The sequence below is a fragment of the Streptomyces sp. NPDC036764 genome (assembly GCF_055609385.1).
Window position 1 is genome coordinate 107,812 of the sequence record NZ_JBVJPT010000009.1, and the last position, 11,027, is coordinate 118,838.

General features: G+C 72.6%; 11 protein-coding genes. 4 read left to right on the plus strand and 7 right to left on the minus strand.

Annotated elements, in window-relative coordinates; genetic code table 11:
* The first annotated feature begins 8 nt into the window (after positions 1–8).
* The gene (locus ACZ69Q_RS29055; protein ID WP_471047113.1) at positions 9–425 is read left to right on the plus strand and encodes a hypothetical protein; all 417 of its coding nucleotides are present in this window, start codon (positions 9–11) and stop codon (positions 423–425) included.
* On the opposite strand, the gene ACZ69Q_RS29060 is transcribed toward ACZ69Q_RS29055, so the two are convergent.
* The 5 genes from ACZ69Q_RS29060 to hrcA all read right to left on the minus strand — a co-directional run bounded on the left by ACZ69Q_RS29060 (position 367) and on the right by hrcA (position 4,941).
* Positions 367–759 carry a VOC family protein gene (locus ACZ69Q_RS29060; protein ID WP_471047115.1) on the minus strand — a complete coding sequence of 131 codons (393 nt, stop codon included), beginning with the start codon at positions 757–759 and terminating at the stop codon, positions 367–369. The two genes, ACZ69Q_RS29055 and ACZ69Q_RS29060, sit on opposite strands and share 59 nt — an antisense overlap.
* Before the next feature lie 20 nt (positions 760–779).
* Positions 780–1,535, minus strand: a complete 756-nt coding sequence (locus tag ACZ69Q_RS29065; protein WP_471047117.1) for a 16S rRNA (uracil(1498)-N(3))-methyltransferase — start codon at positions 1,533–1,535, stop codon at positions 780–782.
* The gene (locus ACZ69Q_RS29070) at positions 1,532–2,617 is read right to left on the minus strand and encodes a nitronate monooxygenase (RefSeq protein ID WP_471047119.1); all 1,086 of its coding nucleotides are present in this window, start codon (positions 2,615–2,617) and stop codon (positions 1,532–1,534) included. Before ACZ69Q_RS29070 ends, ACZ69Q_RS29065 begins: the two co-directional genes overlap by 4 nt.
* A 170-nt stretch (positions 2,618–2,787) precedes the next feature.
* Complete coding sequence (gene dnaJ, locus ACZ69Q_RS29075; protein WP_107906603.1) at positions 2,788–3,924, minus strand: molecular chaperone DnaJ; 1,137 nt, start codon at positions 3,922–3,924, stop codon at positions 2,788–2,790.
* Positions 3,925–4,941, minus strand: coding sequence for a heat-inducible transcriptional repressor HrcA (gene hrcA, locus ACZ69Q_RS29080; RefSeq protein ID WP_471047122.1), 1,017 nt, complete (start codon positions 4,939–4,941; stop codon positions 3,925–3,927).
* A 165-nt stretch (positions 4,942–5,106) separates the two neighbouring features.
* Here hrcA and ACZ69Q_RS29085 point away from each other — a divergent pair, with 165 nt between their 5' ends.
* Positions 5,107–5,850 (plus strand): MBL fold metallo-hydrolase, encoded by a 744-nt coding sequence (locus ACZ69Q_RS29085; RefSeq protein ID WP_471047124.1) that lies wholly within the window; start codon positions 5,107–5,109, stop codon positions 5,848–5,850.
* 31 nt (positions 5,851–5,881) lie between these two features.
* On the plus strand, positions 5,882–6,691 hold the full coding sequence (locus ACZ69Q_RS29090; RefSeq protein WP_471047125.1) for a DUF3097 domain-containing protein: 810 nt from the start codon (positions 5,882–5,884) through the stop codon (positions 6,689–6,691).
* A 32-nt stretch (positions 6,692–6,723) separates the two neighbouring features.
* Here the strand turns inward: ACZ69Q_RS29090 and hemW are convergent, their stop codons facing one another.
* Positions 6,724–7,956, minus strand: a complete 1,233-nt coding sequence (gene hemW / locus ACZ69Q_RS29095; protein WP_471047127.1) for a radical SAM family heme chaperone HemW — start codon at positions 7,954–7,956, stop codon at positions 6,724–6,726.
* Positions 7,957–7,999: 43 nt separating this feature from the next.
* Entirely contained in the window at positions 8,000–9,937 is a 1,938-nt protein-coding gene (locus ACZ69Q_RS29100) for a SpoIIE family protein phosphatase (protein WP_471047128.1), read from the minus strand.
* Positions 9,938–10,039: 102 nt separating this feature from the next.
* Between ACZ69Q_RS29100 and ACZ69Q_RS29105 the strand changes: the two genes are divergently transcribed.
* Positions 10,040–11,027 (plus strand): HAMP domain-containing protein (locus ACZ69Q_RS29105; RefSeq protein ID WP_471047130.1); only part of this gene is annotated, 988 nt, incomplete at its 3' end.

The window sequence follows — 11,027 nt, forward strand, 5'->3', positions numbered from 1 at the left end:
GTGGCCGGATGCGATCCCACCGCCGACGGCGCAGGCTCGTCGTGGACGAGCGGACGACGTATCTGTGGAGCGTGCGGCACAAGCATCGCGACGGCGACGTGTGCCGTGAGGTCCTCAACCTCTACCTCGACGGCGCCCGCACGCGTGTCGTCTTCCGCTCGGGCGAGGCAGGCTCGGGCCGCCATGTCGCCGACGGGTACTGGTTCGCCGGCTGTGTCGCCGACGGCCGCGGCAATCTCCTCAACCTGCGCGAGCCGGGGGTCGTACGGGCCCTCGTCGACGAGGCGGGGCGACGCGAACTACTGCCGGGAAAGGGCGAGTTGGACGGCTGGGAGCTGTTTCCCGCGGTCGTCGAGGCGGTCGACCTCAGCCGCGCAGCAGCAGCCACTCCTGGAGCTCCACCAGGTTCCCCTCCGGGTCCTTGAGGTGGACGACGCGCATGCGGTCGGTCATGGGCGCCGGGCCGTGCATGAGGGTCGCGCCGCGGGCGGTGATCTGGGCGCAGTAGCTGTCCAGGTCGTCCACGCGCAGGACGACCAGGGAGCGGTGGCCGGTGGCGTCGTCGCCGAGTTCGCCGAGGACCTCGGCCATCATGACCCGGTCCTGGAGGGCGATGCCCGCCGAGCCGGTGGCGGGGCTGAACTTCTCGTACGGCCCGTTCGTCGCCCCGGCCTGCGGTTTGAGGCCGAGGACGTCGGCGTAGAAGCGGTAGCAGGCGGCGAAGTCGGTGACCAGCAGCCGTACTTGGGCGAGTTCCACGGCGGACGTCCCTCCCGGTGTCAGGACCAGCGGCCGGTGCGGCCGAGGAGCAGTGCCGTCGCCGCGGTTCCGGCGGTGGAGGTGCGCAGGACGGTACGGCCCAGACGGTACGCCTTCGCCCCCGCCTCCTCGAAGAGGGCCAACTCCTCGGGGGCCACCCCGCCCTCGGGACCGACGACGAGCACGATCTCGCCCTCGGCGGGCAGTTCGGCGGTCGCGAGCGGCTCGCTGCCGTAGTCGCGGTCCTCGTGCAGTACCGCGGCGAAGTCGGCCGCCGCGAGAAGCTCCGCGACCTGCTTGGTCGTCGCCGCGTCCGCGACCTCGGGGAAGCGCACCCGGCGGGACTGCTTGCCGGCCTCGCGGGCGGTGGCCCGCCATTTGCCGAGTGCCTTCGCGCCCCGCTCGCCCTTCCACTGCGTGATGCAGCGGGCGGCCGCCCACGGCACGATCGCGTCGACGCCGGTCTCGGTCATGGTCTCGACGGCGAGCTCACCGCGGTCGCCCTTGGGCAGGGCCTGCACGACGGTGATCCGGGGCCGCTCGGGGGCCTCCTCAGCCACGGCACCGAGCTCCAGCACCAGCCGGTCCTTGCCCTCGGCCGCCCTGACGACGCCCTCGGCCCAGCGGCCGTGCCCGTCGGTGAGGACGACCTCCTCGCCGGCCCGCAGCCGCTTCACCGAGACGGCGTGCCGGCCCTCGGGCCCGTCGAGCACGAACTCGGCGCCGGCGGCACCGGCCCGCTCCAGCGACTCGACGACGAACACCGGAGCGGTCATCCGGCCGCACCGCCCTTCGGGAAGGCCGACAACGCTGTCGACGCGGCGTCCAACTCGGCGACCAGGACCTCCACCAGCCGCCCGGCGGAGAGTTCGCGGGCCATGCGGTGCCCCTGCCCGGCCCACAGCGCCATGCCCTGCGGGTCGCCGGACGCGGCGGCCTTCTTGCGCAGGGGCGAGGTGAGGTGGTGGACCTCGGGGTAGGCGGCGGGGGCGTACGGGCCGTGCTCGCGCATGAAGCGGTTGACGAGGCCGCGCGCGGGACGTCCGGAGAACGCGCGCGTCAGCTCGGTGCGGACGAACAGCGGGTTGGTCAGCGCCTGCTTGTGCAGGGCGTTGGCGCCGGACTCCGGGGTGACGAGGAAGGCGGTGCCGAGCTGTGCGGCACTGGCGCCGGCCGCGAGGGCGGCGGCGATCTGGCTGCCGCGCATGATGCCGCCGGCGGCGACCAGCGGGAGGCTCACGGTCTCGCGGACCTGGGCGATGAGCGACAGCAGCCCTATTCCGGTGCCGTCGGTCTCGGGGTTGTCGCGATGGGTGCCCTGGTGGCCGCCGGCCTCGACGCCCTGCACGATCACGGCGTCGGCGCCGGCCCGCTGCACGGCGAGGGCCTCGTCGGGGGTGGTGGCGGTGACGAGGGTGACGGTGCCGGCGCGGCGCAGGGACTCCAGTACGTCGGCGCTGGGCACGCCGAAGTGGAAGGAGACGACGGGCACCGGGTTGTCGAGCAGCACGGCGAGCTTGGCGTCGTAGCCGTCGTCGCGGCCGCTGTCCGGGTCCCCCAGCTCGACCTCGTACCAGGCGGCCTCACCGGCGAGCTGATGGGAGTAGACGTCCACGGCCGCGGCGTCGGCGTACTCGGGCTGCGGCATGAACAGGTTGACGCCGAAGGGCCGCTGGGTCAGCCCGCGCAGTTGCTTGATCTCCTGGTACATCCCGTCGGCGGTTTTGTACCCGGCGGCGAGAAACCCCAGCCCGCCGGCCTCGCCCACGGCGGCGGCGAGGTGCGGCACGGAGACGCCGCCCGCCATGGGGGCCTGCACGATCGGATGGGGGAAGAGACCGGTCAGCGCGGAGGACATGACGGCATGTTGTCACGTCCTCCGAACAAGTCCGAATCGGCCCTGTGCCCCGGCATCGGGCCGGGGAAAATCAGCCCGTCCGGCGTTTGAGGACGAGGCCCGTTCAGGGCCGAAGCGGGGGTCTGGGGGCGGCGGCCCCCAGCCACGGAGCCGCAACCCCCACGCACCGGTCAGCGACCGTTGAACGCGTCCTTCAGCCGCGAGAACAGCCCTTGCTGACCCGGCTGGAACTGCCCCTGCGGGCGCTCCTCGCCGCGGAGCTTGGCCAGCTCGCGCAGGAGGCGTTCCTGTTCGGGGTCCAGCTTGGTCGGGGTCTGTACCTCGACGTGCACGATGAGGTCGCCCCGGCCGCCGCCGCGCAGATGCGTGACGCCGCGTCCGTGCAGCGGGATCGACTGGCCGGACTGGGTGCCGGGCCGGATGTCGACCTCCTCCATGCCGTCCAGCGTCTCCAGCGGCACCTTCGTGCCGAGGCACGCCGCCGTCATCGGGATCGTCACCGTGCAGTGCAGGTCGTCGCCGCGCCGCTGGAAGGTCGAGTGCGGCAGCTCGTGGATCTCGACGTACAGGTCACCGGCCGGACCGCCACCCGGCCCGACCTCGCCCTCGCCGGCGAGCTGGATCCGGGTGCCGTTGTCGACACCTGCGGGGATCTTGACCGTGAGGGTGCGCCGGGACCGTACGCGGCCGTCGCCCGCGCACTCGGGGCACGGCGTCGGGACGACGGTGCCGAAGCCCTGGCACTGCGGACACGGCCGCGACGTCATGACCTGGCCCAGGAAGGACCGCGTCACCTGCGACACCTCACCGCGGCCGCGGCACATGTCACATGTCTGGGCGGAGGTGCCGGGTGCGGCCCCTTCACCGTTACAGGTGTTGCAGACGACGGCCGTGTCGACCTGGATGTCCTTCGTCGTACCGAAGGCCGCCTCGTCGAGCTCGACCTCCAGCCGGATCATCGCGTCCTGGCCGCGCCGGGTGCGCGAGCGCGGACCGCGCTGGGACGCCGTACCGAAGAACGCGTCCATGATGTCCGAGAAGTTTCCGAAGCCGCCGGCGCCGAAGCCGCCCGCACCCGCGCCGCCCGCCTGGGACAGCGGGTCGCCGCCGAGGTCGTAGACCTGCTTCTTCTGCGGGTCCGACAGCACCTCGTAAGCGGCGTTGATCTCCTTGAACCGCTCTTGGGTCTTCGGATCAGGGTTGACGTCCGGGTGCAGCTCGCGGGCGAGCCGCCGGAAGGCCTTCTTGATCTCTTCCTGCGACGCGTCGCGACGCACGCCGAGCACGGCGTAGTAGTCCGTGGCCACTTACGACTCCGCCAGGATCTGTCCGACGTAACGTGCCACTGCGCGTACCGCTCCCATCGTTCCCGGGTAATCCATGCGGGTCGGTCCGACCACGCCGAGCTTGGCGACTGCCTCGCCGCCCGAACCGTAGCCCACCGACACGACAGACGTGGAGTTGAGTCCCTCATAGGCGTTCTCGTGCCCGATGCGCACGGTCATGCCCGAATCCCCGGCCTCGCCAAGCAACTTGAGGAGCACGACCTGCTCCTCCAGCGCCTCCAGGACCGGTCGGATGGTGAGGGGGAAGTCATGCCCGAAGCGGGTGAGATTGGCGGTGCCGCCGATCATCAGCCGCTCCTCGTTCTCCTCGACGAGCGTCTCCAGGAGGGTGGAGAGCACGGTCGAGACGGTGCCGCGGTCCTCGATGTCGAAGGCCTCGGGGAGGTCCTCGACGAGCCTCGGCACATCGCTGAAGCGCCGCCCCGCGACCTTGCTGTTCAGCCGCGCCCGCAGATCCGCGAGCGAGGTCTCGCCGAACGGTGCCGGGCAGTCGATCATCCGCTGCTCGACCCGACCGGTGTCCGTGATCAGCACGAGCATCACCCGCGCGGGGGCGAGCGAGAGCAGCTCGACATGCCGGACGGTGGACCGGGTCAGCGACGGGTACTGCACGACGGCGACCTGCCGGGTGAGCTGCGCGAGCAGCCGTACGGTCCGGGCCACCACGTCGTCGAGGTCGACGGCGCCGTCGAGGAAGTTCTGGATGGCGCGCCGCTCGGGCGGGGTCATCGGCTTGACGCCGGCGAGTTTGTCGACGAACAGCCGGTAGCCCTTGTCGGTGGGGATGCGCCCGGCACTGGTGTGCGGCTGCGCGATGAAGCCCTCGTCCTCCAGGGCCGCCATGTCGTTGCGCACGGTCGCCGGGGAGACGCCGAGGTTGTGCCGCTCGGTGAGCGCCTTGGAGCCGACCGGCTCCTCCGTCCCGACGTAGTCCTGGACGATGGCGCGCAGCACCTGGAGCCGTCGTTCGCTCAGCATCTCGCGCACACCTCCAGAAGTCGTTCCCCTTGGCATCTTTCCTGGCACTCTGTCCGTCCGAGTGCCAGCCGTCCCCGGCCCAGTGTACGGCGGTGGGGTACACCCCGGGCAAGGCCGGGCCAAGTCCGCCGTGCTCGGCGGTGGTGTCTTGGCTAGCGTCGCCGTATGACGGTGACTTGGGAAGAGCTGGGGTGGGAGCGGCTGGCGTCCGGGGTGGGCCGGTGCCGGCTTCCGGTGTGGGACTGCACGGCGGGGCTGGTCGTGGGGGACGGCACCGCGCTGATCGTCGACGCCGGGTCGAGCCTCGCGGAGGGCGTGCGGTTGCGTACGCAGGCGCAGTGGCTCGCCGGTCACCGTGTGACCCATCTCGCGCTGACCCATCCCCACTTCGACCATGTCTTCGGTGCGGCGGCGTTCGCGGGCACGGAGGTCTACGGCCCGGTCGGCATGGACACGGTGCTCGACGGCCGGCAGGCGCACGAGGAGCTGCGTGCCGACGCGGTGGGCAACGGACTGGATCCGGCCGCGGCGGAGGAGGCGGTGGACGCGCTGATCCGCCCCCACCACCAGGTCAGCGGCGAGTGGACGCTCGACCTGGGCGGTGGCCGCGGGGTGCTGCTGGCGAACGTGGGTCCCGCCCACACCGCCCACGACCTGGCGGTGCTCGTGCCGGGCGAGGTCTCCGGTGATCGGGAGGTGGTCTTCTGCGGCGATCTGGTGGAGGAGTCGGGCGAGCCCCAGGCCGGCCGCGACGCCGTTCCGTCGCAGTGGCCGGCCGCCCTGGACCGGCTGCTCGCCCTGGGCGGCGAGGACGCTCTGTACGTACCCGGTCACGGAGCGGTGGTGGACGCGGAGTTCGTGCGGCGGCAGCGAGACGAGCTGGCATCCAGATTCGGCGTGTCGCAGTGACCGTGGGGGTGCTTCTCCTATCGTCATCCGAATGCGCCAGTACTCCGCCGACCTGACCCCGCCCTGGAAGAAGCCCAGACCCGTCCCCGAGGTCCCGGCGGAACCCGGCCTGGTGGTCGAGGAGCCCGGCACGGGTTTCTGCGGCGCGGTGATCCGCTGCGAGGCGGGCACGGTGACCCTGGAGGACCGCTTCGGCAAGCACCGGGTGTTCCCGCTGGAGCCGCGCGGGTTCCTGCTGGAGGGCAAGGCGGTGACGCTCGTCCGGCCGACCGGCGCGGCCCCGGTACGCCCCACCCGTACGGCATCCGGTTCGGTGGCCGTCCCCGGCGCCCGCGCCCGCGTCGCCCGCGCCGGCCGTATCTACGTCGAGGGCCGCCACGACGCCGAGCTGGTCGAGAAGGTGTGGGGCGACGACCTGCGCATCGAGGGCGTGGTCGTGGAGTACCTGGAGGGCGTCGACGACCTGCCGTCGATCGTGACCGAATTCGCACCCGGCCCGGACGCGCGGCTGGGAGTCCTGGTGGACCACCTGCTGCCCGGCACCAAGGAGTGGCGCATCGCCGAGTCGGTGACGAGCGAGCACGCCCTGGTGGTGGGCCACCCGTACATCGACATCTGGGAGGCGGTGAAGCCCTCGGCCCTCGGGATCGAGGCGTGGCCCCGGGTCCCGCACGGGCAGGACTGGAAGACCGGGGTGTGCCGGGCCATGGGATGGCCGCCGGAGAACACCGGGGCGGTGTGGCAGGCGATCCTGAAGCGGGTGGGGTCCTACCGGGACCTGGAGCCGGAGTTGCTGGGGCGGGTGGAGGAACTGATCGACTTCGTCACGACACCGGCCTAGGACCCGCCACCGGGCCGACCGGGTGCGCCCGCTCAGTCCACCACGTCCCGCACCACCGCGTCCGCCAGCAGCCGCCCCCGCAGCGTCAGCACCGCTCGCCCCTCGTCGTACGGCCCCTGGTCCAGGAGCCCGTCCGACAGGGCTCGGCGGGACGCCCGCAGGCCCTCCTCCCGCAGCAGTGCCAGGGGCACGCCCTCGCGCAGCCGCAGCTCCAGCAGGATGCGCTCGACGCGGCGGTCCTCCTCGGACAGCAGCTCGCGTCCCGCGCCCGGTGAGCGCCCCGCCGCCAGCGCCGCCGCGTACGCTCCCGGATGCTTGACGTTCCACCAGCGCACCCCGCCGACGTGCGAGTGGGCTCCGGGGCCCGCGCCCCACCAGTCGGCGCCGCGCCAGTACAGCTCGTTGTGCAGGCAGCGGGCGGCCTCGGAGGTGGCCCAGTTGGAGACCTCGTACCAGTCGAAACCGGCCGCCTTGAAGGTCTCCTCGGCGATCAGGTACCGGTCCGCGTGCACGTCGTCGTCCGTCATCGGGACCTCGCCCCGGCGGATGCGGCGGGCGAGCTGGGTGCCCTCCTCGACGATCAGGGCGTACGCCGACACATGGTCCGGTCCGGCGCCGAGCGCCGCCTCCAGCGAGGCCCGCCAGTCGTCGTCGGACTCGCCGGGGGTGCCGTAGATCAGGTCGAGGTTGACGTGCTCGAAGCCGGCCGCGCGGGCTTCCGCCACGCAGGCCTCGGGGCGGCCGGGGGTGTGGGTGCGGTCGAGGATCTTCAGCACGTGCTGCTTCGCGCTCTGCATGCCGAAGGAGATCCGGTTGAAGCCGCCCTCGCGGAGCGTGGCGAGATATGCCGGGTCCACCGACTCCGGGTTCGCCTCCGTCGTGATCTCCGCGTCCGGCGCCAGGCCGAACTCGTCGCGGATCGCCCCCAGCATCCGTACGAGATCAGCGGCGGCCAGCAGGGTGGGCGTACCGCCGCCGACGAAGACCGTGCGGACCTCGCGCTGGTCGTCGCCGAGGACCTTGCGGGCCAGGCGGATCTCGTCGACGAGGGTCTCGGCGTAGTTGTCGCGGGATGCCAGCACTCCGCCCGTGCCGCGCAGCTCGGTCGCGGTGTAGGTGTTGAAGTCGCAGTAGCCGCAGCGGGTCGCGCAGTACGGGACGTGCAGATAGAAGCCGAGGGGGCGGTCGGCGGTCCCGGTCAGTGCGGAGGCGGGCAGCGCGCCGTCGTCGGGAACGGGCTCGCCGTCGGGGAGTGCGGAGGGCATGGGTTCCATTGTCCCGTACTCCGCCGGTGTCCCCTCCCGCCGGTCACTCGGCCTGGAGCACCAGCAGCGCCAGGTCGTCCTCCGGCGGGCGGCCGCCGAACTCGTGCACCAGCCGGCGGATCCGTTCCGCGATCAGCTCGGCGTTCAGGCCCGCGCACCCGGCGAGCGCGGTCGCGAGGCCGTCGCCGTCGTCGAACTGGCGGGGGCCGCTGCGCCGCTCCGTCACCCCGTCGGTCACGCACAGCAGGGTGTCGCCGGAGCGCAGCTCGAAGGTCTCGCTGGTGTACGTGGCGTCCTCGACGACCCCGAGGAGGGTCTGTGGCTGCGCGGCGGTGTGGACCTCGCCGTCAGCGCCGAGCAGAAGGGGCAGCGGGTGGCCGGCGGAGGCGAGGGTGCAGCGGATGCCGCCGTCGAAGGGGGTGAGCTCGCCGTAGAGGAGGGACAGGAAGCGCGTCTGCGGGCCGTCGCCGGGCGCTGCCGGGCCGACGAGGGCGCGGGCGGCGGCGTCGGCGGCCTCCGTGGCGTCGTCGAGGAGGAGCTGGTTGAGGCGGTCCAGGACGTCGGAGACGCGGTAGCCCTCGCGGGCGAGGAGCCGCAGCCAGGGCCGTGCGATGCCGATCACGACGGCCGCCTCGGGGCCCTTGCCCTGGACGTCGCCGATGGCGAAGCACCAGCGGCCGTCGCGGGCCGGGAAGAGGTCGTAGAAGTCGCCGCTCGGACCGCCCTTGTCACACGGTTCGTAGACGAGGGCGCTGGCCACCCCCGGGATCTCCGCGACGGCGCCGGGCAGCAGTCCGCGCTGCAGGACCCGGCTGATGGTGGCCTGGCGGGCGTATTGGCGGGCCGCGCCGATGGCGAGGGCGACCCGGCGGCTGAGGTCCTCCACCAGCCCGGTGACCTCGTCGGGGAAGCGCACGAGGTCGGCCCGCCCGATGACCAGGGTGCCCAGCGGGTGGCCGCCGGCGATCAGGCGGTACGCGAGCGCGGTGCCGTGCGACTGGCGCCGGCCGAGCGCGTCGCCGGGCCAGGGATAGGGGACGGGCCCGGTGCGGTGGTTGTCCGGCGGCAGCGGCGGCTCCTTGTCCAGGGCGCGCCGCAGTTCCTCGATGAGGTTCTCGGAGCCGTGCCAGACCCGGGCGAGCCGGGGCCCGGTCCCGGCGATGCCGTCCACCGCCCAGCCTCCCCCGCTGTCCGCCTCGCCGGAGCGGGCGTAGCCCCAGCGCCCGGCGACCTCGTCCTCCAGCCACACCGCGCACCAGTCCGCCAGCCGCGGCACGATCAACTGGCCGGCGAGCGCGGCGACGAGGTTCTCGTCGAGCTGCCCGGCGAGCAGGTCGGAGGCCTCGGCGAGGAAGGACAGGGCGCCCCGGTTGAGCCAGTCCCGCTCCCGCTCGGCGCGCTGGGGCTCAGGGGCGAGGATCTCGGCGACGCGCAGCCCGCGCTCCAGCGCGCGCTCTTCGGCGTACGCCTCGATGTCGTCCTTGGCCGGCACGGGGTCCTCGGCGGGCAGCCGCGCCCACACGGTCTTGGCGCCGGTGCGGTAGGTGACGCCCCAGGACTCCGCGAGCCGGGACACCAGCCGCAGCCCGCGCCCGTACTCCGGTGTCTCGTACGGCGCCTCCAGCTCCCCGTCGCGCGGGGCCCGCGAGGGGTGGTGGTCCAGGACCTCGACGAGGAGTGCGCCGTCGTCCTCCAGTTGGCAACTGAGCTCGACCTCGGTGCCGGCGTGCACGACGGCGTTGGTGACGAGTTCGCTGACGGCCACGACGGCGTCGTCGAGGAGCCGTTCGCTGAGGTGCTCGGTGCCGGGGAGCCCGGAGGCGGCCCACTCGGAGACGGCGGCGCGCACGAGGGTGCGGGCGGAGCCCGGGGAGAGGGGGCTGCCGGGGAGGACGGTGCGGGCCTGCGCGCACCCGTTCTCGGGCGCAGGCGCATCACAGGCACGGGTGACGGTCTCCCGTTGCACCGGAATGGCCCCCATGTACAGCTCCCCGAGCGGTTCGGACGAATACGCCTCAGTCGACGCCGACAGAGTGACAGACTGGCCACGCCCATAAGCACCGAGTTACCGAAGTGGGCCGCCATGAGTGAGAACCGTGCTACGCGTGTGCTCGAAGACGGACAGAAAGACGGTCAAATTCGAGCATCGGATCTGCGCCCGCTGCTCGCCGCGATGACCGCGGCCCGGGACGGAGACTTCCGCCGGCTCCCGGAGACCGACGAGGGAGTGGTGGCCGAACTGACGGCGGTCTTCAACCAGATCATGGACCGCAGTACGCACTTCAACGGAGAAGTGCAGCGCGTCAAGCGGGAGTTGGTCCGGTACGGCAGGCTCGACGAGCGGCTCTCGGCGAGTCCGGGCCAGGGCGACTGGACGACCCGGGTCAATGACGTCAACCACCTGCTCGACGCCCTGGTGGCCCCGGCGGCGAACGCGACGCGCGTCCTGGACGCGGTGGCCGGCGGCGACCTCACCCAGCGGGTCGATCTGCATGACGGCACCCGCCAGTTACGCGGCGACCTGCGCCATCTGGGCCGGGCCGTGAACAAGATGGTCGACCAGCTCTCCCTGTTCACCGGCGAGGTCACCCGGGTGGCCCGCGAGGTCGGCACCGAGGGCCGGCTGGGCGGTCGGGCCAAGGTGACGGGCCTGTCGGGCAGTTGGCGGGACGTGACCGAGGCGGTCAACGCGATGGCGTCCCGGCTGACCGCCCAGGTGCGTGACATCGCCGCGGTGACGACGGCCGTGGCCCGCGGCGACCTGACCCGCACGGTCACCGTCGAGGCGACCGGCGAGCTGCTCGAACTGAAGCTGACCGTGAACACGATGGTGGACCAGCTCTCCGCCTTCGCCGACGAGGTCACCCGCGTCGCCCGCGAGGTCGGCACCGAGGGCCAGTTGGGCGGGCGCGCCCAGGTGCGGGGCGTCTCCGGCGTCTGGAAGGACCTCACCGACAACGTCAACTTCATGGCGTCGAACCTGACGTCCCAGGTCCGCAACATCGCCCAGGTCACCACTGCCGTGGCCAACGGCGACCTCAGTCAGAAGATCACCGTCGACGCGCAGGGCG

Bases quoted from the DNA above. Each gene is read 5' to 3' on its own strand.
- ACZ69Q_RS29055 (WP_471047113.1), top strand. From the start codon at position 9: ATGCGATCCCACCGCCGACGGCGCAGGCTCGTCGTGGACGAGCGGACG.
- ACZ69Q_RS29065 (WP_471047117.1), bottom strand. From the start codon at position 1,535: ATGACCGCTCCGGTGTTCGTCGTCGAGTCGCTGGAGCGGGCCGGTGCC.
- ACZ69Q_RS29070 (WP_471047119.1), bottom strand. From the start codon at position 2,617: ATGTCCTCCGCGCTGACCGGTCTCTTCCCCCATCCGATCGTGCAGGCC.
- hrcA (WP_471047122.1), bottom strand. From the start codon at position 4,941: ATGCTGAGCGAACGACGGCTCCAGGTGCTGCGCGCCATCGTCCAGGAC.
- ACZ69Q_RS29085 (WP_471047124.1), top strand. From the start codon at position 5,107: ATGACGGTGACTTGGGAAGAGCTGGGGTGGGAGCGGCTGGCGTCCGGG.
- ACZ69Q_RS29090 (WP_471047125.1), top strand. From the start codon at position 5,882: ATGCGCCAGTACTCCGCCGACCTGACCCCGCCCTGGAAGAAGCCCAGA.
- hemW (WP_471047127.1), bottom strand. From the start codon at position 7,956: ATGCCCTCCGCACTCCCCGACGGCGAGCCCGTTCCCGACGACGGCGCG.
- ACZ69Q_RS29100 (WP_471047128.1), bottom strand. From the start codon at position 9,937: ATGGGGGCCATTCCGGTGCAACGGGAGACCGTCACCCGTGCCTGTGAT.